Origin of the sequence: Tenacibaculum sp. (assembly GCF_048269885.1) — a bacterium.
Classification (GTDB): Bacteria; Bacteroidota; Bacteroidia; order Flavobacteriales; family Flavobacteriaceae; genus Polaribacter.
In genome coordinates this window covers 49,807-74,790 of sequence record NZ_JBLWTZ010000018.1, presented here as the reverse complement: position 1 = coordinate 74,790, position 24,984 = coordinate 49,807, and the positions used below count along the sequence as shown (strand labels likewise).

General features: G+C 33.2%; 20 protein-coding genes. 17 read left to right on the top strand and 3 right to left on the bottom strand.

Annotated elements, in window-relative coordinates; genetic code table 11:
- The 13 genes from ACN0WY_RS13575 to ACN0WY_RS13515 all read left to right on the top strand — a co-directional run.
- Nucleotides 1-4,549: T9SS type B sorting domain-containing protein (locus tag ACN0WY_RS13575; protein ID WP_417800708.1), on the top strand; the 4,549-nt coding region annotated here is incomplete at its 5' end.
- A gap of 7 nt (nt 4,550-4,556) precedes the next feature.
- Complete coding sequence (locus ACN0WY_RS13570; protein WP_330488097.1) at nt 4,557-5,504, top strand: type IX secretion system membrane protein PorP/SprF; 948 nt, start codon at nt 4,557-4,559, stop codon at nt 5,502-5,504.
- Nucleotides 5,505-5,663: 159 nt separating this feature from the next.
- Nucleotides 5,664-6,494 (top strand): 23S rRNA pseudouridine(2604) synthase RluF, encoded by an 831-nt coding sequence (rluF, locus tag ACN0WY_RS13565; RefSeq protein ID WP_417800707.1) that lies wholly within the window; start codon nt 5,664-5,666, stop codon nt 6,492-6,494.
- A 70-nt stretch (nt 6,495-6,564) separates the two neighbouring features.
- Nucleotides 6,565-7,695 (top strand): tRNA guanosine(34) transglycosylase Tgt, encoded by a 1,131-nt coding sequence (gene tgt / locus ACN0WY_RS13560; protein WP_330488095.1) that lies wholly within the window; start codon nt 6,565-6,567, stop codon nt 7,693-7,695.
- A 1-nt stretch (nt 7,696) separates the two neighbouring features.
- Entirely contained in the window at nt 7,697-8,782 is a 1,086-nt protein-coding gene (locus ACN0WY_RS13555; protein ID WP_417800706.1) for an LptF/LptG family permease, read from the top strand.
- On the top strand, nt 8,769-9,668 hold the full coding sequence (locus tag ACN0WY_RS13550; RefSeq protein ID WP_330488093.1) for a DMT family transporter: 900 nt from the start codon (nt 8,769-8,771) through the stop codon (nt 9,666-9,668). Before ACN0WY_RS13555 ends, ACN0WY_RS13550 begins: the two co-directional genes overlap by 14 nt.
- Before the next feature lie 106 nt (nt 9,669-9,774).
- Complete coding sequence (locus ACN0WY_RS13545; RefSeq protein ID WP_417800705.1) at nt 9,775-10,728, top strand: acetyl-CoA carboxylase carboxyltransferase subunit alpha; 954 nt, start codon at nt 9,775-9,777, stop codon at nt 10,726-10,728.
- Between the two features lie 122 nt (nt 10,729-10,850).
- Nucleotides 10,851-11,276, top strand: a complete 426-nt coding sequence (locus ACN0WY_RS13540; protein ID WP_417800703.1) for a hypothetical protein — start codon at nt 10,851-10,853, stop codon at nt 11,274-11,276.
- Between the two features lie 144 nt (nt 11,277-11,420).
- Nucleotides 11,421-12,503, top strand: coding sequence for an efflux RND transporter periplasmic adaptor subunit (locus tag ACN0WY_RS13535; protein ID WP_417800701.1), 1,083 nt, complete (start codon nt 11,421-11,423; stop codon nt 12,501-12,503).
- A gap of 24 nt (nt 12,504-12,527) precedes the next feature.
- Nucleotides 12,528-15,776 (top strand): efflux RND transporter permease subunit, encoded by a 3,249-nt coding sequence (locus tag ACN0WY_RS13530; protein WP_417800700.1) that lies wholly within the window; start codon nt 12,528-12,530, stop codon nt 15,774-15,776.
- Nucleotides 15,766-17,217, top strand: coding sequence for a TolC family protein (locus ACN0WY_RS13525; RefSeq protein ID WP_417800699.1), 1,452 nt, complete (start codon nt 15,766-15,768; stop codon nt 17,215-17,217). Before ACN0WY_RS13530 ends, ACN0WY_RS13525 begins: the two co-directional genes overlap by 11 nt.
- A gap of 187 nt (nt 17,218-17,404) precedes the next feature.
- The gene (locus tag ACN0WY_RS13520; protein WP_330488087.1) at nt 17,405-18,277 is read left to right on the top strand and encodes a cation diffusion facilitator family transporter; all 873 of its coding nucleotides are present in this window, start codon (nt 17,405-17,407) and stop codon (nt 18,275-18,277) included.
- A gap of 18 nt (nt 18,278-18,295) precedes the next feature.
- Nucleotides 18,296-19,228 (top strand): NAD-dependent epimerase/dehydratase family protein, encoded by a 933-nt coding sequence (locus ACN0WY_RS13515; protein WP_330488086.1) that lies wholly within the window; start codon nt 18,296-18,298, stop codon nt 19,226-19,228.
- A gap of 65 nt (nt 19,229-19,293) precedes the next feature.
- Here ACN0WY_RS13515 and ACN0WY_RS13510 read toward each other — a convergent pair whose 3' ends face one another.
- Nucleotides 19,294-19,926, bottom strand: a complete 633-nt coding sequence (locus tag ACN0WY_RS13510) for a 7-carboxy-7-deazaguanine synthase QueE (protein ID WP_164723437.1) — start codon at nt 19,924-19,926, stop codon at nt 19,294-19,296.
- Nucleotides 19,927-20,013: 87 nt separating this feature from the next.
- On the opposite strand from ACN0WY_RS13510, the gene ACN0WY_RS13505 reads away from it, so the two are divergent.
- From ACN0WY_RS13505 to ACN0WY_RS13490, 4 genes are all read left to right on the top strand, one after another.
- The gene (locus tag ACN0WY_RS13505) at nt 20,014-21,534 is read left to right on the top strand and encodes a helicase HerA-like domain-containing protein (RefSeq protein ID WP_417800698.1); all 1,521 of its coding nucleotides are present in this window, start codon (nt 20,014-20,016) and stop codon (nt 21,532-21,534) included.
- Nucleotides 21,535-21,566: 32 nt separating this feature from the next.
- The gene (locus tag ACN0WY_RS13500) at nt 21,567-22,127 is read left to right on the top strand and encodes a hypothetical protein (RefSeq protein ID WP_417800697.1); all 561 of its coding nucleotides are present in this window, start codon (nt 21,567-21,569) and stop codon (nt 22,125-22,127) included.
- A gap of 65 nt (nt 22,128-22,192) precedes the next feature.
- Complete coding sequence (locus ACN0WY_RS13495; RefSeq protein WP_417800696.1) at nt 22,193-22,735, top strand: hypothetical protein; 543 nt, start codon at nt 22,193-22,195, stop codon at nt 22,733-22,735.
- A gap of 279 nt (nt 22,736-23,014) precedes the next feature.
- Nucleotides 23,015-23,380, top strand: a complete 366-nt coding sequence (locus tag ACN0WY_RS13490; protein WP_330488082.1) for a cupin domain-containing protein — start codon at nt 23,015-23,017, stop codon at nt 23,378-23,380.
- Between the two features lie 45 nt (nt 23,381-23,425).
- Here ACN0WY_RS13490 and ACN0WY_RS13485 read toward each other — a convergent pair whose 3' ends face one another.
- Together ACN0WY_RS13485 and ACN0WY_RS13480 are read right to left on the bottom strand one after the other, a co-directional pair.
- Nucleotides 23,426-24,214 (bottom strand): hypothetical protein, encoded by a 789-nt coding sequence (locus ACN0WY_RS13485; RefSeq protein ID WP_330488081.1) that lies wholly within the window; start codon nt 24,212-24,214, stop codon nt 23,426-23,428.
- A gap of 96 nt (nt 24,215-24,310) precedes the next feature.
- Complete coding sequence (locus tag ACN0WY_RS13480; RefSeq protein WP_417800695.1) at nt 24,311-24,952, bottom strand: response regulator; 642 nt, start codon at nt 24,950-24,952, stop codon at nt 24,311-24,313.
- Nucleotides 24,953-24,984 lie beyond the last annotated feature (32 nt).

Genomic DNA, 24,984 nt, shown 5'->3' with positions numbered 1-24,984 from the left:
GGGTGATTTTAATAATCTACCGACAGGAGATTATGAAATAACGATAGCAAATCCAACAACAGGATGCGAGTTAGTAAGCTATTACACAGTTGATGAAGAACCGACCTTTGATTTATTAATTACGGATGTTCAGAATGAAACTTGTAGAGCTAATGATGACGGTAGTGTGTTAATGAGTTTTAGTGCATCAACGCCGTATGGAGGTAATTATGATTATAGCGTATATAATGCTAGTGATGATTCTATTTATAGAACACTAACAGGACAAACAGGAAATTCACCTATCGCTAATTTAGAAGCAGGGACTTACTATGTAATTGTAACGATGAGAAGTACGCCAAACTGTGAAGTAAGAACTCCAAACTTTACCATTTACCAACCAGATGCAGAACTCCAAATTTCAGCAGTTGTAAACCCACTGGTAAGTTGTACAAATAATTCAGATGCTACAATTACAGCAACAGCAACAGGAGGTTGGGGTACTTATGAATATCAGTTAGAAGATTACAATACAGGAGCAGTTATAGCAAGTTACACATATAACACAAATAACATTTTCACCGGAATTGCCTCAGGTGATTATAGAGTTAGTGTAAGAGATGGTAACGGTTGCCCTCGATCTACAAGAGTAATAGTAGATAACCCAACACCAGTAACATTTACAGTTACTGAGTTTGATAATGTATGTGATACTTCAGTGGGAGGAAGCATTGAAGTAAATGCAGCAGGAGGAACAGGTACTTATACCTATACATTATCAAATGCAGGTGGGGTAGTGTCTTCTCAAATTTTGACAGCTACTACGTATACATTTACTAATTTACCAGCAGATACCTATACCGTAAATGTGGTAGATTCAAATGGATGTGATGCAGGAACCCCAACGAATGTAACGATTAATCCGGATGTGAATTTCTCATTAGCAGAAACAAAGAAAGTAGACTGTTCAGGATCACCAGATGGAATAATAACTGTTGATTTAGTGAATTGGATTTCAGGAACTAGTAATTACGAGTATGATGTTTCAGGTTCTGTAGATGGCTCATTAGCTACCAATGTTGTTGTAACTAGTGACCCGTTCACAATTACAATTCCAAGTACCTATACCACACCGCAAACATATACAGTTACGGTGCGTGATTTGGACGCAACACCAGTATGTGATGTTTCAAGAACTATTGAAATTCAACCAGAGATAAGACCTGAATTTATAGCAACAGCATCAGTAAATAATATTTGTTTTGGAAGTACTGATGGAGAAATAACCCTTACGCCAACGGATAACGGAATTTTACCATTAACATATACAATAAGCCCTGATCCTAATGGAGAAAGTGGAGTTTCATCGAGTTCTAATGTGGTGTTTGCGAACTTACCAGCAGGAACGTACGCTATAACAGGAACTGGTTCTAATGGGTGTGCTACAACAACGAATGTAACAATTGATGAGAATCTTGTAATAGATATCTCAAATGCTATTACAGTAACGCAGTTTGCTTGTACAACAGGTAATACAACTAATAATGCGATAATAACGGTAGATAGAAGTGCAATCACAGGAGGAACAGGGAATTATATTCGTGTAGTATTTTTAGATGCAGGAGGTAATGTATTACAAGATGATAGTAACTTTACATACATCTCTACAGATATTGCAGGAGGTACTTACACAGTAAATGTATATGATGAAAATAGTAATTGTTTCGGTTCAGATACAGCAGTAATAACTCCTTTTACACCAATGACAGATGCTACTATTACAGTAGACAAAGCAATTGATTGTAGTACTGGAGAGAATATTACTGTAAAAGTACAGCCAGATGTTGCAAATGCAGAGTATACAATAACTGGGGCTAATACTGGACATACAGCCACACAAGTAGTTTCACTAGGAACTGATTCAGCTGTGTTCATCGATTTACCAGAAGACAACTATACAATTGAAATCCTAAACCCTGTTACAGGTTGTATTTTTGAAACATATCACGCAGTAGAGCCTGCTCCCGAATTTGATGTATTGGTAAGCAATATTCAAAGAGCATGTTTTGGAGGAACGGGAAGTGTAGATATAAGCTTTGGTACAGAAACTCCTTATGCAGATGTGTATAATTACGAAGTTTTTGTTGTAGGTGGAGGATCTGTAGCAACAGGTTCAGGAACAGGAGGAACCCCTACTACTATTTCAGGGTTAGCGCCAGGAGAATATTATGTAGTGATTACAATGCCAAATACACCATTCTGTACATCTCAAACAGAAAACTTTATAATTGAGCAACCAACGTTAGATTTATCTGTATCAGGCACGCCAACATATATTAATTGTAATATTTCTGATTCAGGTGAAATCTTATTAACAGCCGAAGGTGGTTGGGGAGTTTATCAATATCAGTTAGTAAACAATACAACAAGTACTACTGTTCGAAACTTTAGTAATGTAACAAGAATTACAGGCTTAAGTGCTGGTAGTTATACAGCTACAGTTCAAGACAGTAATGGATGTACCGCTACATTTGATTTTACACTAGACAATCCTGTACCGATGAATGCAGATGTAAATGTTGTAGAAAATCAATGTGAAGGAGAGTATACAGCAAGTATTGAAGTGACTAATGTAACAGGAGGTCAAATGCAAGACACAACGATTAGTTACACATATATATTAATGTATCCTGATGGAGTTACAAGAGTAGAACAATCATCTAATATTTTTACTAATTTACCAGCAGGAGCTAATTATCAAATAACAGTAAGAGATAATAAATACAGTTGTCAATACATAACAACTAGAGATATTGTTGATCCAACAGAAGTTGTTGCCTCTGCTAATATAACCGCCGATATTACATGTAATAATCCATTTGCTACAGTTGAAATGTCAGCTATTGGAGGTACTGGAGTATATGAGTTTAGTGCAGATGGAGTAAATTATAGTGTTGTAACTATTTTTAGTGTAGGAGCAGGAACTCATACCTTCTATGTAAGAGACGAAAATAACTGTGAAGATACAGTTGTAGTAACAGTAGACGCTTATGAACCATTAGTGCCAACATTACTTATTGACTCTGGATTCGTAACTTGTAATGGAGATGCAAATGGAGTATTATCTGCAAGTGTTACTGGAGGTTTTGGTAACTATGAATACCAACTACTAGATGATAGCAATAATATCATTGTAGACTGGCAAGCGTCAAATAGTTTTGGAAGTTTAGATATAGGAACCTACAAAATTAATGTAAGAAGTACCAATAGATTTGGAGAGCAGTGTATTGAAGAAACAACAACACATACAATTCAGCAGCCAGAACCATTGGTAGTTGATGAAAACCATACTAATGTAAGTTGTTTTGGAGGAAATGATGGTACGATTACAGTCTTAGCTTCTGGAGGAAATTTAACAGGATATGAGTATAATATTAGTACAGACCCTACAAATAAGTTTGTTACAGATAATGTATTTAGAAACTTAACAGCAGGTACATATACCATTACCGTTAAAGATAAATTAGGATGTCTTGATGTTATTGATGTAGTAATTGATCAACCACAAGAGTTTACTGCAACCTTAGTAGGAGTAACAGAACAAGTATGTATTGACGATGCTACACCAACAATAACCTTAGACGTACAAGGAGGTACACAACCTTATTATGTAAGTATTAATAATGTTGAGTTATCTACGCAGTATACTACTAATACAATAGTATTAGGTGCTACTGAAAATATTCAAGCAGGTACATCGTACTATATAACTGTGAGAGATGAAGCAGGTTGTAATGTTGTAGATCCTATTCGAGTAACTACAGGAGAACCGGTAGACCTACAGTTAACAGTAGATTTTGAATATACGTGTCCAACAGGCAATATTATCTTAGCGATAGTAGATGATACTTACAGAAATAACATGTCGTATACATTATATGATGGGGCAAATACACCAATAGCGACCAACACGACAGGTGAGTTTATTGATGTGCCAGCAGGATCAGGTTATTATGTTACAGCAACACATACAATAAGCTCTTGCTCTCAAAGTTCTACTAGTAGTCCTATTGATATAGTAGATTATCAACCACTAACCTTAGATATAGACGATTCGGTTAAAAACACGCTAATAGCAAACGCTTCATTCGGATTACCACCTTATGAGTACAGTGTTGACGGAGGTGATTTCGGACCAGACAATGAGTTCTTAATTTTACAAACAAAAGACTATACCATTACAGTTAGAGATGCTAGAGGTTGTGAGGTTACGGTAACTGTAAGAGGAGAGTACATATCTATATTTATTCCAAACTTATTTACACCAGATGGAGATGGAATAAACGATTACTGGTACCCTCGTGAAGTGGAAGATTATCACGATATTAAAGTGTTTATTTATGATAGATATGCACGTAATATTGCAGACTTTAAAGGAACCGTTGAAGGATGGGATGGTACTTATGAAGGTACTCCGTTACCATCAGGAGATTATTGGTATACTATTTACTTTAAAGAGTTATCAGGTCAAGAGAAGAAAATAATGGGACATTTTACACTATATAGATAAAAGAGAAATGAGAAAAATATTAATAATTTTAAGTGTAGTATTTAGTAGTGTAAATATTGCTGCACAAGAAGTAGAATTACCGCAATATGTGAGTCATTTAGCAGATAATCCGTTTTTAATATCTCCAACGTATGCAGGTATTGGTACAGGTTTACAAGTTAGGTTAAATGGTGTAAGTCAGTGGATTGGAGTTAAAGATGCCCCAGATACACAGTCATTAACTGTAGAAGCCCGTATTGCTGATACTTTTGGTGGAGGTATTACATTATTTAATGATAAAAATGGATTTACAACGCATAAAGGAGCAAAATTATCGTTCGCAAGTCACTTAACATTAAGTGACTTTCACGATAGCTTTTTATCATTCGCTTTAAGCTATAGTTTTATTCAGTTTGGTATTGATACTTCTGAGAATAATTCAGGGCAAGTAGTACCCAATAGAACATTAAATAACTCAAATTTTGATGTAGGTCTATTATATCGTTACGAACGATTTAGTATAAGTCTTAACGCGATAAATATTCTAAATAAAGAAATAGAAGATTTTCAAACAGGTGAACCAGAAGTGTTGAGAAAGTATACTGTCTTTACCTCATATACTTTTACAAGATTAAGTAGAAATTTTGAATTAGAACCATCAATGTTAGTAGAGTATAGAGAAGCAGATAAGCGTTCTAGAACCGATATGAACATTAAAGCAAGAAGAGGAATTAGAGATGGGTATGTTTGGGCTGGTTTAAGTTATACGTTCTTAAACGATCAGTTTTTTCAACCAAACGCTATTGCACCATTATTTGGTTTGAAAAAAAATAATTTATACTTGTCGTATGGGTTTAGTATTAACATGAATAAAACACAAGATTATAATTATGGTACTCACATGATAACACTAGGGTTTGATTATGAAAGAAGACCAAGTTTAGCACGTTGTACTCAAAAAATGATCATGTTTTAGTTAAAAAAACATATAAATTATGAAATCCTCAAGTGCTAGCTTGAGGATTTTCTTTTTCTTTGTAGGTGATTAGTTTTTAGTATCTAAAAGTAATACAGTATAAATAAACTCAGTTATGTGTTACATTTGTTTGTGTAGCTATAACATAGATTCTATGTAATGGAAAAAAATAACGACACATCAATAAATCTTAATAAGTTCATAAGTAGTACAGGTATTTGCTCACGTCGTGAAGCAGAACGCTTTATTACTGAAGGAAGAGTAACCATAAATGGAAAACCTACGCAGTTAGGAAATAGAGTTCATGAAGGAGATGTGGTAAAAATTGATGGAAAACCGTTAAAAGCAAAACCCAAAACCCTTTATATAGTATTAAATAAACCTGTAGGAATTGTTTGTACTACCGATAGTAAAGAGCGTAAAAACATCGTAAAGTTTGTAGGGCATTCACAACGACTATTTCCTATTGGTCGATTAGATAAACCATCAGAAGGATTAATATTTTTAACCAATGATGGAGATATTGTTAACAAAATTTTACGTGCAGGAAACAACCACGAGAAAGAATATATAGTTACAGTTAATAAGCCAATGAACGAACGTTTTATGCAACGAATGAGTAATGGAATACCAATTCTCGGAACTGTTACGAAGAAGTGTAAAGTAGAACGTGTAAACGATACTGTATTTAAAATAACTTTAGTACAAGGCTTAAATCGTCAAATAAGGCGTATGTGTGAATACTTGGGCTACGAGGTAAAAAAGTTAAAACGTACACGCATTATGAATGTTACTTTAGGGACTTTAAAAGTAGGAGAATGGCGTGAATTATCGTCTAAGGAAATGGAAGAGCTTAATAAGCTTGTAGCTGATTCTTCAAAAACATATGAAGGAGCAGAGCAAAAGAATAAAAAATCTCCTCCCCAAAAAACTCAATCAAAGAAAAAAACAGAGGTTAAATCAAAATTTGGAAGAAGAAGAAAGAATTAAAAATCAGTAATAAGAAACTTTTAACTTTCTACTTTTAAACATTCAACTTACATGTGTATCTTTGCCACTTATGCAATTTGACTTAAAAATAACCGATCCAAAAAGTAAAGCACGAGCGGGTGTTATTACAACTGATCACGGAACTATAGAAACTCCAATTTTCATGCCTGTAGGTACAGTAGCTACAGTTAAAGGAGTACATCAATCAGAATTAAAAGACGAAATTAATCCTGATATTATTTTAGGAAATACATATCACTTATACTTACGTCCAAAATTAGAGACTTTAGAAGCCGCAGGAGGGTTGCACAAGTTCATGAATTGGGATCGTAATATTTTAACAGATAGTGGAGGATATCAAGTATACTCTTTATCAGGAAGAAGAAAGATAAATGAAGAAGGAGTAAAGTTTAAAAGTCATATTGATGGATCAATGCATTTTTTTACACCAGAAAATGTAATGGATACCCAACGTACCATTGGCGCAGATATAATTATGGCTTTTGATGAATGCACACCATATCCTTGCGATTACAATTACGCAAAACGATCGATGCACATGACGCATCGTTGGTTAGATCGTTGTATAAAACACTTTGAGAAAACTCCTCCAAAATACGGATACAATCAATCTTTATTTCCAATTGTACAAGGAAGTACTTACAAAGATTTACGTAAACAATCAGCAGAATATATAGCAAATTCAGGAGCTGAAGGAAATGCAATAGGAGGATTATCAGTAGGAGAGCCAGCAGAAGAAATGTATGCAATGACCGAAGTGGTTACTGAAATTTTGCCAGAAGACAAACCCCGTTATTTAATGGGAGTAGGCACCCCTATTAATATTTTAGAAAATATCGCTCTGGGAGTTGATATGTTCGATTGTGTAATGCCAACTCGTAATGCTCGTAACGGCATGTTATTTACAGCGCACGGAAGTATAAATATTAAAAATAAAAAGTGGGAAAATGACTTTTCCCCAATTGATGAAATGGGAATTACTTGGGTTGATACCATGTATTCTAAAGCCTATTTACGTCACTTGTTTGCTTCAAGAGAAATGTTAGGAAAACAAATAGCATCTATTCATAATTTAGGATTTTATTTATGGTTAGTTCGTGAAGCACGTAAACACATCATCGCAGGCGATTTCGCTTCATGGAAAGACAAGATGGTAAAACAAATGGATAAACGTTTGTAATTTGAAAATACTAGACTGGTACATATTAAAACGTTACTTAACAACTTTCTTGTTTACGTTACTTATTTTAATACCTATTGCAGTAGCTATTGATATTGCAGAAAAGGTAGATAAGTTTTTGCGAGAAGAAAATCTAACACTGTTTGAAATAGTTAACGATTACTATAAAAACTTTATTATTTATTATGCTAATACCTTTATGCCATTAGCATTATTTATAGCAGTTATTTTATTTACTTCTAAGTTAGCGAGTAATACAGAAATTGTAGCAATTAATAGTTCTCAAGTATCATTTACACGATTTTTATACCCTTATTTTATAGGGGCAACTATTGTTTGTGCTGTAGCACTATCTATGAACCACTTTTTTGTACCGTCAAGTAGTAAAACACGAAAAGCTTTTGAGAAAAAATACTTAAAGAAAAGAAAATATGCAGATACATCTATCCGAGAATTTAGTTTACAATTAAACGATAGCACTTATGTGTATATCCAAAACTTCGATTTAAAAAGAAACTCTGGGTTTAATTTTTCAATAGACCTATATGATGGTATTCAATTAAAAAAGAAGCTTACTGCTGATAATATTAATTGGAAAGAAAAAGATAGTACATTTAAATTATACAACTGGAAAGAACGAAAGATTTTTAAAAAAAGAGATAGTATTTTTTCAGGTAAAAGTTTAGATACCACATTTACTTTTACACCAGAGGATTTTAACTATAAAAATATCATGGCACAAGAAATGAGTTCACCAGAATTGGTTCGGTTTATTGAAGTGTCTAGAAAAAGAGGAATAAAAAACTTAAATGCTTACTTGGTAGAACTGTATAAGAGAACAAGTTTACCAATTGCGAGCTATATACTAACATTAATTGCAGTGGGGTTAGCACATAGGAAAAGTAGAGGAGGAATAGGAGTTAATTTAGCCATAGGTATAAGTGTTATGTTTATTTATGTTTTCTTTTTAAAAGTAGCAGAAGTATTAGGAGCTGTGGCCGGAGCAAACGCATTGTTAAATGTATGGATGCCTAATATAGTATTTGGTTTATACGCTATTTATTTATATTTCAATGCAAGAAGATAAATTAAAAAACTACCTACACTTACATTTAATCGTTTTTATTTGGGGATTTACAGCTATTTTAGGAGCATTAATATCTATTGATGCAGTTCCTTTAGTTTGGTATAGAATGTTGTTAGCAGTGGGGTTTATTGCACTGTATTTTGTAATCCGAAAAAAGTCGTTTAACGTAGAAAAAAAGGCAATAGCTAAGTTTGCTATTTCAGGAGTAATTATAGCAGTACATTGGATAACCTTTTTCAAAGCAATAAAAGTATCAAACGTATCTGTAGCTTTGGTAATGATGAGTACTGGAGCTTTTTTTGCCTCGTTTATAGAGCCTTTCTTCTTTAAGAGAAGAATAAAACTCGTCGAAATAGTTTTAGGATTACTAGTAATTGTGGGGTTGTATATTATTTTCAATTTTGAAAGTCAGTATACACTAGGAATTGTTTATGCATTAATTTCAGCCTTTTTATCAGCGTTATTTTCTGTACTAAATGGTGTTTTTGTTAAAAAATATGAAGCCAATACCATTTCATTTTATCAATTGCTATTTGGAGTTTTAGGAGTAACTATATACTTATTCTTTACACAAAAGTTTTCTGTAGAATTTTTCCACTTACAAACAAGCGATTGGATATATTTATTAATTTTAAGTAGTATTTGTACAGCCTATGCTTTTATAGCTTCGGTACGAGTAATGAGGTATTTAACACCTTATACGGTAATGCTTACAATTAACTTAGAACCTATATATGCCATTATTTTAGCACTATTAATATTTGGAGAGAAAGAACAAATGAATCCAGAATTTTATTATGGAGCCTGTATTGTTTTAATAGTAGTGTTACTAAACGGAGTGCTTAAAAATGCGTCTTCAATAAAAAAGAAAATTGTAAAAAAATAGTATTTTAAGAAAAGGGATCAAGGTAAACTGTACAATTTTTTAGTATGTTTGCCTTTACAAACAACTAACTAGAAAATTAGAAAATCAAACTATATACAAGAATACAATGGAATATTTAGATTTTGAAATGCCAATAAAAGAGCTAGAAGATCAGTTGGCAAAATGTTTTGATATAGGAAAAGAAAGTGATGTAGACGTAACAGCTACATGTCAAAAAATTGAAAAGAAATTAGAAAAAGCTAAGAAAGATATATATAAGAACTTAACGGCGTGGCAACGTGTACAATTATCTCGTCACCCAAATCGTCCTTATACTTTAGATTATATCAAAGCACTTTGTGGAGATACATTTATGGAGTTACACGGTGACCGTAGTGTAAAAGACGACAAAGCAATGATTGGCGGATTAGGAAAAATTGGAGAACAATCTTTTATGTTCATAGGTCAGCAAAAAGGATACAATACCAAAACACGTCAATACCGTAACTTTGGTATGGCAAATCCTGAAGGATACCGTAAAGCATTACGTTTAATGCGTATGGCTGAAAAATTCGGAATACCAGTAGTAACCTTAGTAGATACTCCAGGTGCTTACCCAGGATTAGAAGCTGAGGAACGTGGACAAGGAGAAGCGATTGCACGTAATATCTTTGAAATGACTCGTTTAAAAACGCCTATTATTACCATAATTATTGGAGAAGGAGCTTCAGGAGGAGCTTTAGGAATAGGAGTAGGAGATAAAGTGTATATGCTAGAAAACTCTTGGTATTCAGTTATTTCACCAGAAAACTGTTCTTCTATTTTATGGCGTAGCTGGTCAGAAAAAGAAAAGGCAGCAGAAGCATTAAAGTTAACAGCTGAAGATGGAATGAAACTAAAAATAGTTGACGATATTATAAAAGAGCCATTAGGAGGAGCCCATTCTGACCGTGAAGGAACCTTTAAAGCTGTGAAAGAACAGATTATAAAAGCATATGAAGAGCTTAAAGAGCTTAAAGAGAGCGAATTAATAGCGCATCGTATGGAGAAATATGAAAATATGGGAGTTTATAAAGAATAACTTTATCCCCCAAAAAACATACTACTTAAACTCGTCAATTGACGAGTTTTTTTGTTTTATAAATATTTTACAACACTATTTGTTTGTCAAGTGAATATATATCTATAATTTTGCCGGTCGAAATGAGTAATACATTTAATAAATATTTATTTTTATTAATACTTTTATTAAAAGGATGGTCTACATCATATGCAGACCAAAAGACTTTTGATACAACTACCTCAGTGGCTACTTTTAAATCTGTAAACGTAAAAACAGCGCCACAGACTATTACTCAAAACACCAGTAACCTGGCTTTTGATAAACAGCATCAAGATTCTGAAAGGGAGAATTATTTTGAAATCAGCGAGATTGAAGACAAAACCCAAGACGAAAATGAAGTAGATGAAAGTTTATCAAAATTCGGAAGTTACTTATCAGCCATCTTACATACGCAGTTTTTTGAGTGTCAGTTTTGTGTAGTAAAAGAAAAAGCACAACGCTTTAAAGAGTACACTTTTAGCGCTATAGTAAAACTCCATGTAAAATTTCAAGTTTTTATAATTTGATATCCACTTTGGTAAAGTATGCCTAAACCTATCATTTAGCCTACTTTATCTATTCACACATAAGAATTTAATTAAATTTTTAGAATAACCATTGGTTTTCAATGGTTATACACTCACTCTAACTTTACAAATACATACAAAAAAATGAAAAAAATCTTCATTTTCATGAGCCTATTTGCGCTATTAATTAACATTAGCTGCGAATCAAAAAAGGAATCTAAACATCCAGAAACTAAGTTCCTTGTAACCAACCCTATTAAAAAAGATACATCAATAACTAAAGATTATGTAAGTCAAATACATGCCATTCAGCATATAGAATTGAGGGCACTAGAAAAAGGATATTTAAAGAAAGTATTTGTTGATGAAGGACAACATGTAAAAAAAGGACAACACATGTTTCAAATTTCACCAAATGTTTACAAAGCCGATTTACAAAAAGCAAAAGCAGAAGCAAAAGCTGCTGAAATTGAATATAAAAACACGGAATTATTAGCAGATGGAAACGTAGTTTCTAAAAACGAATTAGCCTTAGCAAAAGCAAACTACGAAAAAGCAAAAGCAGAAGTAATGCTAGCACAAACACACCTAGGTTTTACAAGTATTAAGGCTCCATTTAATGGTATAATGGATCACCTACACGTTAGAAAAGGAAGTTTGTTAGATGAAGGAGAACTGCTAACAACACTATCCGACAATAGCAAAATGTGGGTATATTTTAATGTGCCAGAAACTGAATATCTAGACTATATAATGAGTCAAGATAAAGACAAGAAAAAAGAAGTAACACTTTTAATGGCAAATAACAAACCATTCAATCAAAAAGGAATTGTAGAAACGATTGAAGGGGAGTTTAACAATGAAACAGGAAATATTGCCTTTAGAGCAATTTTCCCAAATCCAGATGGAATTTTAAGACACGGAGAAACAGGAAGTATTTTAATGGAAGTTCCATACGAAGGAGCCTTAATAATTCCACAAAAAGCCACTTTTGAAGTATTAGATAAGAAATATGTTTTTGTAGTAGATAAAAACAATACCGTAAAACAACGAGAAATTACTGTAGAAGCAGAATTACCACATTTATTTATAGTAGAAAAAGGACTTACAGAAAACGATAAAATATTGTTAGAAGGAATCCGTATGGTAAAAGACCAACAAAAAATACATGTTGAGTTTAAAGAGCCAAATGCTGTAATGTCTAGTCTAGACTTATATGCAGAGTAATCAAAAACTAAAATTCAGCAAAACATGTTTAGTCAATTTATAAAAAGACCAGTATTAGCAATTGTAATTTCAATTATCGTTGTTTTTACAGGATTGTTATCAATAAAACAACTCCCAATATCACAGTTTCCACAAATTGCACCAACTACGGTAAACATATTTATCGCCTACCCAGGTTCAAGTGCAGATGTATTGGTAAACTCAACACTAATTCCTCTAGAAACAGCCATCAATGGAGTACAAGGAATGCGTTATATCGCTTCCGATGCAACCAGTGCAGGAGAAGGAACCCTACGTGTAATTTTTGAACCTGGTACAGACCCCAATCAAGCAGTAGTAAGAGTAAAAACAAGGGTAGATCAAGTAATGCCTTTATTACCGGAGTTAGTACAGCGAGAAGGGGTAATTATTACTCCAGTACAACCAAGTATGTTAATGTATGTGAACCTTTTCAGTAAAGAAAAAAACAATGATGAGAAGTTCCTATACAATTACGCATACACCAAAATGATACCAGAAATCCAGCGGATCAATGGTATTGCCAGTGCTAAAATTTTAGGAAGTAGAAAATATGCGATGAGAGTTTGGTTAAAACCAGACAGAATGAGAGCCTATAATATTTCTGCGGAAGAAATTTTAGAAGCGATGGAAGACCAAAGTATTTTGGCAAGACCTGGAAGACTGGGAAGAAGTTCAGGAATTACGTCACAATCACTAGAATACGTACTTACCTACCAAAATAGGTATAACGAACCAGATCAGTACAAAGACATTATTATTCGAGCAAATGAAGAAGGAGAAATTTTAAAGCTTAAAGATGTTGCCGAAGTGAAGTTAGGGAGTGAATTCTTTGATATTTACTCAAATTTAGATGGACATCCGTCAGCATCAATCGTTTTAAAACAAACCTTTGGAAGTAATGGTAGTGATGTAATAGCATCGGTAAAAGAAAAGCTCAAAGAATTAAAAGAAGACTTACCTCCAGGTATTGACTTTCAAATTAGTTATGACGTTTCTAACTTCTTAGATGCCTCAATAGAACAAGTAATACATACGCTTAGAGATGCCTTTATTTTAGTAGCCATTGTGGTATTCCTATTCTTGGGAGATTTACGATCAACCTTAATTCCAATTATAGCAGTGCCTGTATCCTTAATCGGAGCCTTCTTTATAATGCAACTTTTCGGGCTTTCAATAAACTTAATTACCCTGTTTGCATTAGTATTAGCCATTGGTATTGTGGTAGATGATGCTATTGTGGTGGTAGAAGCAGTCCATTTAAAAATGGAGAAAGAACATCTAACACCTTATCAAGCATCTAAGGCAGCATTAGGAGAAATAGGAGGAGCCATTTTAGCAATTACATTGGTGATGGTTTCTGTATTTGTACCAATTTCATTTATGACAGGACCCGTAGGAGTTTTTTACAGACAGTTTTCTATAACAATGGCGGGTTCTATCATTATTTCAGCAGTGGTAGCATTAACATTAACACCAGTACTGTGTGCAATGATGTTAAAAAACAACCACGGAAAAGAAAGAAAAAAATCAATAGTAGATAAATTTATTGATTGGTTTAACAAAGGATTTGAAAAGCTTACAGGAAAATATGTAAAAGTGTTAAACAGAATCGTAGCACGAAGAATGTTAACCTTTGGAGTATTACTAGCTTTCTGTGCAGGAATATTTATTACCAATAAAACATTACCAGCAGGTTTTATTCCTAGTGAAGATCAAGGAATGATTTATGCAATTATTCAAACACCACCAGGTGCTACCTTAGAACGTACCAATGAAGTAGCGAGAAAGCTACAACAAATTTGTGAAGAAACTGAGGGAGTAGAATCCGTTTCATCTTTAGCAGGATATGAAATTATGACCGAAGGTAGAGGGTCAAACGCAGGTACCTGTTTAATTAACTTGAAACCATGGTCAGAACGTCATCATTCAGTTCACGAAATCATGGAAGAACTTGAAGAAGAAACTAAAGACTTAGGAGCGGTTATAGAATATTTTGAACCACCAGCAGTACCAGGTTTTGGATCTTCAGGAGGGTTTTCAATGCGTTTATTAGATAAAACAAACTCAACAGACTACCACGAGTTTGAACGAATTAATAATAAGTTCATGGAATCCTTAGCAAAACGAAAAGAATTGACAGGGTTATTTACTTTTTATTCTGCAAACTACCCGCAGTACGAATTGAAAATCGACAATAAAAAAGCGATGCAAAAAGGAGTAACCATTGGTAAAGCCATGGAAAACCTAAACATTTTAATAGGTAGTACTTATGAACAAGGTTTTATTCGTTTTGGTAGATTCTTTAAAGTGTATACACAAGCAGCGCCAGAATACAGGAGAATCCCTTCAGATTTAGAAAAACTATATGTTAAAAATGAAGACGGAGCAATGGTACCTTATTCAGCGTTCATGAGTTTAGAAAAGAAATTAGGACCCAATGAGATAACCCGATATAACTTGTATAATTCTGCCGCTATTAGAGGGTTGCCAGCTTCAGGGTATACCAGTGGAGATGCCATTAATGCCATTAAAGAAGTGGCAGCAAAAGAACTTCCTAGAGGGTACGATGTCGCTTGGGAAGGACTTACCTATGATGAAGCACAAAGAGGGAACGAGTCGGTGTATATTTTTATCATTGTACTAGCCTTTGTATACTTTGTGTTAGCAGCACAATACGAAAGTTTTATACTGCCATTAGCAGTGATTTTATCACTTCCAGTAGGAGTATACGGGTCATTTACACTCTTAAAACTAATGGGCTTAGCGAATGACGTATATGCACAAATTGGTATTATCATGTTAGTTGGTCTCTTAGGTAAAAATGCAGTGCTAATTGTTGAATTTGCGGTACTAAAACGAAGTCAGGGAGCTACAATTTTTGAAGCAGCTATTGAAGGAGCTAAAGAACGATTCAGACCCATTTTAATGACTTCATTTGCATTTATAGCAGGATTAATACCATTAGTTATAGCTCACGGAGCAGGAGCAATTGGTAATAGAACTATTGGTGGATCGGCTTTAGGAGGAATGTTAATAGGGACTATTTTCGGGGTTTTAATAATACCAGGTCTCTATTACATATTTGCTAAAATGAGTGATGGAAGAAGCTTAATTAAAGACGAAGCTAATGAACCAGTTTCTGAAGAATTTATAAGAATAAATGAAGTTGAAGGAAGTAAAACAAAAGCTAAAATAGCAGAGCTTAAAAAACTTCTAAAGAAAATAATTAAAAGAGAAAACGATGAAAACTAAACAAAGAAGTTCATTTGTAATAAAAAAGGCACACTTTTTAAGTGTGCTTGCCCTCTTAATTTTGTGCTCTTGCGTATCAAATCAAGTAGTAAGAGAAGAAAATAAGGCGGTACCAGAGAATTTTAAGAACCAACCTATAGATTCATTAAATACAGCGACTATTCAATGGCGTGATTTTTTTTCAGATTCACATTTGATTTCTCTGATAGATACGGCTTTATCAAACAACCAAGAGTTGAACATAATGTTACAGCAAGTAGCTATTTCAAAAAACAACATCAAAGCAAAAAAAGGTGAGTATTTACCATTTGTAAATATATATGCGGGAGCTGAAGTAGAAAAGGTTGGGAAGTATACTAGAAATGGTGCTGTAGAAGAAAATTTACATATCCGTGAAGGTGAAAAGTTTCCAGAACCATTCACCAATTTTTCAATAGGACTTTCAGCTTCTTGGGAATTAGATGTTTGGAAGAAGTTACGAAATGAAAAGAAAGCAGCAATGTTGGAGTACTTTGCTACGGTTGAAGGTAAAAACTTTATGAAAACTAATTTAGTTTCAGAAATAGCAAATTCATATTATGAACTTTTAGCATTAGATAATGAATTGTCTATGGTTTCGCAAAACTTAGAAATTCAAAAAAATGCATTGCAAATGGTAAAGCTTCAAAAGCAGGCCGCAAGAACCACCGAGCTAGCTGTACGCAGGTTTGAAGCAAGTGTGCTTAAAAACCAAAGTCACCTATATGAACTTCAGCAAGAGATTGTAGAAACCGAAAATAAAATTAACTTTTTAGTAGGTAGGTATCCACAGCATATAGAGAGAAATGCGGAAAACTTTATTGATAAACCTATTGAAGGAGTAAAAACCGGAATCCCATCACAACTGTTACAAAACAGACCCGATTTAAGAAGAGCTGAATACGAATTAGCAGCAGCCAAATTAAATACTAAAATAGCACGAGCTAATTTTTATCCGTCAATAGGAATTAAAGCAGGAATGGGGTTACAAGCATTTAAACCTAAGTTTTTAACATCAACACCAGAATCGTTAGTGTATTCTTTAGCAGGAGATATGATAGGTCCTTTAATTAATAGAAATGCGATAAAAGCAGCTTATAAAACCGCCAACAATAAACAATTACAGGCTGTTTATGAATACGAAAGAGCTATTTTAAATGCGTACTTAGAGGTAGCCAATGAGCTTTCGAAAATTGATAACTTAAAAAATAGTTACGATTTAAAAAAGCAACAAGTTGAAGCGTTAAACGAATCTATAGACCTTTCAATTCGTTTGTTTAAATCGGCAAGAGCAGAATATACAGAAGTGTTGCTAACCCAAAGAGAAGCATTAGAATCTAAAATTGAAATCATAGAGACCAAAAGAGACCAATTATTAGCAAACGTAAAAATATACAAAGCCTTAGGTGGAGGCTGGAACTAATTTTTTCATTCGTTATTAACTATTAATTGTTGTTAAAGCGGTAGTTTTATAAACTATCCAAAAAGACTCGCTAATTGGCGAGTCTTTTTTTAGTAATAGACTTTCTATTGTATAATTTGGGGTTTTTCAATACTTTTCAAGTACCTTCGTACTACCTCATAAAAAGAGATTGTAATATTATAACTTCATGAGTAAAGAAGAATTAGCCATCAAAACCACCTATTTTAGTATTCTTAGCAATACCAGTTTAGCAATTATTAAAGGATTAGCAGGTATTTTCGGAAACTCATACGCATTAATAGCAGATGCAATTGAATCTACGACCGATATTTTTTCTTCTATTTTGGTGTTATTAGGATTGAAATATGCGAAAAGACCCGCAGATAAGAATCATCCCTACGGACACGGAAAAATAGAACCCTTAATCACTTTTGTAGTAGTAGCCTTTTTAGTAACTTCAGCTACAGTAATAGCCTATGAAAGTATACAGAATATCCAAACACCACATAAAACTCCTAAACCGTGGACGTTACTCGTTTTAGGGGCAATTATTATTTGGAAAGAAATATCTTTTCAAATTGTAATTAGAAAAAGCAAAGAAACGAACAGCTCTTCCTTAAAAGCAGATGCGTGGCACCATCGAAGTGATGCAATTACCTCTGTAATGGCATTTATAGGAATTTCTATAGCTCTTATTTTTAAAGAAGGTTATGAAACAGCTGATGATTGGGCAGCTTTATTAGCTTCGTTTTTTATTCTATACAATAGTTATCTAATTTTCAGACCAGCGCTGGGTGAAATAATGGATGAACATGTATACGATGACTTAATAGATGAAATAAGAAAAAAATCTATGGAAGTAGCAGGTGTTTTAGGAACCGAAAAATGCTTTGTTCGTAAAGCAGGAATGAAATATCATGTAGATTTACATGCCATTGTAGATAGTACTATTACAGTAAAAGAAGGACACGATATTGCTCATAAATTAAAAGACTATTTAAGAGAAAAACTTCCGGATTTAGGACATATTTTAATTCATATAGAACCTAATGAATATTAATTATTAAACTTAAGAAGTATGCAAACAGTATTAGGAGCTAACGGTCAAATAGCGGAAGAATTAACGAGAGAATTGTATAAAAACTATACAAAAAATATTAGGTTAGTTAGTAGAAATCCTAAGAAAATACATGAGACAGATGAGCTCTTTTCTGCGAATTTGCTAGACCTTAAAGCGACTAAAAAAGCAGTAGAAGGATGTGAAATAGCATACCTTACAGTTGGGCTTCCAATGAATTCTCAAATGTGGGAAGACCAATTTGAGATAATGATGAAAAACGTTATTGAAGCTTGTAAAAAACATTATTGTAAACTGGTGTTTTTTGACAATACTTACATGTATGCAAAAACAAGTGAACCTCAAACAGAAGAAAGTCGATTTGAACCAATAGGAAGAAAATCAGTTGTAAGAGCAAAGATGGCTGAAATGCTGTTGAAAGAAATCAAGAATAAAACTATAGAAGCTGTTATTTGCAGAGCTCCTGAGTTTTATGGACCTAATAAAACACAAAGTATCACTAACACGTTGATTTTTGATAACATTCAACAAAACAAAAAACTAAAAGTACCCTTAAAAGATATTACTAAAAGAACATTAATATGGACACCAGATGCTAGTAGGGCAATGGCTTTGATAGGAAATACACCAGAAGCATATAATCAAACCTGGCATTTACCTTGTGACGATAGTAGACCTACCTATAAAGAATTGATTGAAATAACATCAGAAGTTTATAAAAAAAAAATTGCATATACAGTGGTAAAAATGTGGATGTTTAAGTTGGGAAGTCTATTCAAGAAGCAAATAAAGGAATTACAAGAACTCTTACCTAGGTATAAATATGATAATATATTTATTTCAGATAAGTTTAAAACAAAGTTTCCAGATTTTAAGATTACGACTTTTAAGGAAGGAATAGAAATAATTAAAGCAGAGAAGAGTTTATCGTAAAGTATAAAAAACAAAAAGCAACCTTTAGGTTACTGAGCGTAGTCGAAGTAAGGTTGCTTTTTTGTTTACGGTATATTTAAATATTTATGAGTTTGTAAGGAAATTTTCCATTGTGGATGCTCCATCACATAATCAATAATTTGCGGTGTCATTTTTTCCTTTTTACTCCATTCAGGTTGTAAAAACAACTTACACTTTTTACCAACTTTAGCGGCCTGTTCCTCAGCAAACTGAAAATCATTTTTATTGTGAATAATCATTTTCAATTCATCTGCTTCTTGATAAGCACGTTCTAAAGGTAATTTTGTTTTTTTAGGAGACAAACAAAACCAATCCCAAACTCCAGAAAAATCATAGGCTCCAGAAGTTTCAATATGTGTTTTAATACCTTTTTCTTGAAGCTGTTGTGTAATATAATCTAAGCTCCACATTAAAGGTTCACCCCCTGTAATAACTACAGTTTCGGCATATTTCTTTGCATTCTCAACAATAATATCCGTTTTTGTAGGTGGATGTAAATTAGCATCCCAGCTTTCTTTTACATCGCACCAATGGCAACCTACATCGCAACCACCAATACGAATAAAATAAGCAGCAGTACCAGTGTGCGCTCCTTCTCCCTGAATCGTGTAAAACTCTTCCATTAACGGAAGCATTTCTCCTGTATTAATTAACTCTTGTACTTCTTTTTTCAACATAAGGGTGCAAAGATAGGCAACATTAAAATTTAATGAATGATTTTTGTTACTTTTACGTGTTTTTATCACAAAAAAAGGTCAAAAATAATGAGTAATACTTCAGCGTTTTTCAATTACATCAAAGAAGGCTATACAACAAAAGGAGAGTTTATTACGCTAGGAGCAGGAATGTTAGGGGAAGAAACAGTAACAAATGCTCATGTAAATATCCCTTTAAAAACATTAAACCGACACGGATTAATAGCAGGTGCAACAGGGACAGGAAAAACAAAAACCTTACAAGTGCTGGCAGAAAATATGTCAGAAAAAGGAATTCCTGTATTGTTAATGGATGTAAAAGGAGATTTAAGTGGATTAGCACAACCAAGCCCTGGACATGCTAAGATTGATGAACGTCACGAAAAAATTGGATTACCCTTTACACCAACAAAATTTCCCATAGAAATTTTATCTATCTCAGAACAAGACGGAGTACGCTTACGAGCTACCGTTTCTGAATTCGGGCCTGTCTTATTATCGCGTATTTTAGATTTAACTGAAACACAATCAGGTATTGTAGCGATTATTTTTAAGTACTGTGATGACAACCAATTACCATTATTAGACTTAAAAGATTTTAAGAAAATTCTTCAATATATAACTCATGAAGGAAAAGAGGAGGTTCAAGAAGAATACGGACGAATTTCTACGGCTAGTACAGGAGCAATACTTAGAAAAATTATAGAAATAGAGCAACAAGGAGGGGACTTATTTTTTGGAGAAAAATCATTTGATGTTGACGATTTAACCCGTATTGATGAAAACGGACGTGGCGTAATTTCTGTATTACGTTTAACCGATATTCAAGACAGACCAAAACTGTTTTCCACCTTTATGCTACAATTACTAGCTGAGGTATACGAAACATTCCCAGAGCAAGGAGATAGTGGTCGACCAGAATTGGTAATTTTTATAGACGAAGCCCATTTGGTGTTTGATGAAGCTTCCAAAGCGTTATTAAGTCAAATAGAGAGTATTGTAAAGTTAATTCGTTCAAAAGGAATAGGATTGTATTTTGTAACACAAAATCCGAAAGATGTTCCTGAAGATGTATTAGCACAATTAGGAATGAAGATTCAACATGCCTTACGTGCATTTACAGCAAAAGATAGAAAAGCAATTAAATTAGCCGCTGAAAACTATCCAGATTCTGAATATTACGACACCAAAGAAGTATTAACTCAGTTGGGGATAGGAGAAGCCCTAATTTCAGTTTTAAATGAAAAAGGAATTCCAACTCCGTTAGCCCGAACCATGTTGCGTGCGCCTATGAGTAGAATGGATGTGTTAACAGAAAAGGAACTTAAACAGGTTTTAGATAATTCGAGATTAATTTCTAAATACAACGATACTATTGATAGGGAGAGTGCTTACGAAATGCTAAACGAGAAGATTGAAAAAATAAACGAAAAGAAAACTGAAGAAGCACGTAAAAAGGAAGAAGAAAAAACAAGAAAAAGTTCATCAACACGTAGTAGAAGTACTCGTATGAATCCTGTAGTAAAGGTATTAACAAGTGCTACCTTTATTAGGGCAGCTTTTGGAATCTTAAAAAAAGTAATAAAATAAGAAATAGACGTTTTAAATATAAAAGAAGACACATGAGAACATTTATGAAACCCTTAGTTATTGCAGTAATATCAGTGCTATTTATCCAGTGTGGTAATAGTAAGTTTGATATTGCTAAAGGAAAAGTAGGAAAATTAACTACTAAAACAACTGTTAATGAAATAGAAAACGTATTTAAGCAAGATTCAGTAGTAAAAGTATTAAGTGAAGGAGCTAAGGGCGAAAATCTTTTTCAGGAAGACGATAAGTACTTGGTCTATGAAAAAGGAGGAAAGCACTTGTTAACAATTACACCAAAAGAACAGTTAGATTCTACATCAACTATTAAAAGTATAGAGATTTTTGATGATCGTTTTAAAACAAAATCAGGAGTAAATATAAAATCTACTTTTCAAGAAATTAATGCCAATACTAAAGTAAGTAAGGTAGAGTCATCATTTTCATCAGCTACTTTATTTATTGATGATTTGAATGCAACTATAACCATTGATAACGAAGATTTAGGGCTGAAAGAATTCAGTACTCAAAAAGTAACCAAAGAGCAAATCCCAGATTTAGCCAAAATTAAATCATTTACCATTTGGTTTAACTAAAATATTCGAAGCCGAAACAGATGTTTCGGCTTTTTAATTAATAATAGCTATGTAATTTTTAAAAGATGGAAGTAATAAAAATAGCATTTTTTGTATTGGGAGTTTTCTTTGGAGAAAACAGTAGAATAGGAGCGGAGAAAACAACAGTTACCATAAACCCAAATAAGCAAACAATAACCATAGTTCAAGAAAACATATTTGCACTTATAGCGAATGAAGCAGATAGTATGCATGTTAGTTCAGAACTAAAAAAAGTGGTAGCAAGAAACTGGAGGAAAGAAATAGAAACCTATCCATCAAAATCATGTACTTTTTATGTTACTGATAAAGGGGATTTAAACGCAAAAATTACACTGAAGTATCCTTCTGAAAATGTATTAAGAGATTTTGCGTTAGATTTTAATAAAGAAGCAAAAGAGTTCTCTTTAATTAATATTCCTGATTGGAATGTTGAAACAGAAGATGGAGCATTAAAAGGAAATTATTGGCGATTTAGTGCCGATAACAGCTTTACTTTTGTTGTTACTCCTTTTAAAAACATGCCCAATAAGTTTAAAGGAGCAAAAAGAAATCTCAAACCAATTTGGGAAGCTGAAAAAGAAAAATAGGGCATTAAAAAGAAGGTTTTCGGATACTAATTGTTATTCAAAAACAAAATAATTTTTTTAAATTTGTGTTTATAATCACTAACCGAAGTGTGCAGTATATTGCCGGGGGGCTTGTAACTGCACATGGAAAAGATTGAGCATCCATTTTGGGTGCTCTTTTTTATTTTCAACATGTTGAATAGTAGCCCTCTTCATACTCTTGCTAGCAAGATATGAGAAAAATTAAGTAAGTTCGTAAAAGAATTACAGCTTTAAAAAGCGGAAAAAAGTAAGAAAAAAATGAGTAAAAAATATACCATTCAAAAAAGTCCGTTTGTAGTACCAACTACAGATGGAAAATTAATTGAGGAACACTTTGGAAATGCTACTGATGGAAATTCGAAAGTAAGTATTGCACATATGATAGCACCTCCTGGATGGAGTGAGCCATTTCAAACACCAGAATTTGAAGAGTATACTTATATAATAAAAGGGAAAAAACAATTCAATATTGAGGGGGAAATTGTGGTGTTAGAAGCGGGGCAATCTATAAAGATAGAAAAACACACACGTATTCAGTATGCCAATCCATTTACAGAACCTTGTGAGTATTTGGCGGTTTGTTTACCTGCTTTTTCGATGGAGTTGGTACATAGGGAAGAGTAAAACTAAAAGAGCACTATAAGTTCAACTCATAGTGCTCTTAAAAAATTAATCTTCATCATAAATTTCTTCAAAAACAGTATAGGACTCGATATCGTTGTTCAGTTGCTCTTGACTTTTGTAAAAAGGAGTTGCACTTTTTACTTTGTAGTTGTCAAATACCTTTTTAAAAAGTTTAGTTTTTACTTTAGATAAACGAAACATAGGTACTATTCCTTCTTTTCCTAAAATTTGTGTTTCTAAATTTTTACTATTCTTAATACTCAAGCCTAAATCGGCTTTAGCAATATCTAATTCAGAGGCAGAAAGTTCTCCTTTAGCGGTAATGTCTACTGTGTTATTTTTGCTTTTAGAAATTAAGATAGTACATGTGTCTGCTTGTGCAATTTCAGTAACAACCACTAAGTCTTTATCCCAGCGCTCACTAGGATTGCTAGATCTATATCTTCTCATAATTTCTTGCCCTAAGCCTAATTGATCTTCAATAGAATGATTAAAAACATTATTTGCTTGAAGTAATATGGAGTTTTCCTTTTCCATTTTTACACAAAAACCAGCTTCTAAAGTAGTTAAAGTACTACCAGTAATAGGAGAAACCCCTGATCCTTTTAGGGTAATTTCAACTTCACCTTTTGAAGCATGTGAAAGATTTACCGGGTCTTCATCTTTGCGCATTTCGAAATCAATTCCTAGTTGTTTAAGATTTGATTTTCTAATAAATAGTTTTCCTTTGACATACCCCACATCTCCTAATTCAATTTCAGTACCAGGTATCCAGCCTGCAAAGTAGCCAAGTTCTCTATGAATCTCTCTTGTATATTTATTTAATACTCCCATGTGATTTTGTTTAAATTAATAATTATTTTATTCAAAACTAATGAGGAAAAAGAATCAATAGTATCCCTATATGTAGGTGTTTTTAAAATATAAAAGCTAAAAATTATACTTTCTTTCTATAGCATATTTTATCAGCTCATTACCACTAGATAAATTCAATTTGCGAATCATGTTTTTTCGATGGGTATCTACTGTTGTTTTGGCAATAAATAGGGTTTCAGCAATTTCTTTTGAAGTACTACCGTTGGCTATAAGTTGTAAAATTTCTTTTTCTCTATTGGATAGTATAATTTTTTCGGGTTTGCCAACAGTGATATTTTCATGTATGTAATCATTCATAAAGTTTAAAGCTACGTTGGGATCAAAAAAAGTGTTGCCTTTTACAATAGAAGTTATGGCTTTTGATAGCATTTTAATACCTGAATTTTTCAATAAATACCCAGAAGCGCCAGCATCTAACATCTGTTTAATCGCATCAGGTTGATCGAACATCGTTAAAGCTAATACTTTTATGTGTGGAAATTCTAACTTAATTTGTTTGGTAGCTTCAATACCATCCATTTTAGGCATGCGAATATCTGTAATAACCAATCTAGGTTGCTTTAGACGAACTAGTTTTATCAACTCTTCTCCATTGTTTACCGTACCAATGATGTTGATATCTTCATCGTATTCAAAAAAAGACGTAACACCATCAATCAACATTTGATGATCTTCGGCCATGGCGATTGTTATCATGTTGTAAGCATTTGATCAAATATACTAAATGA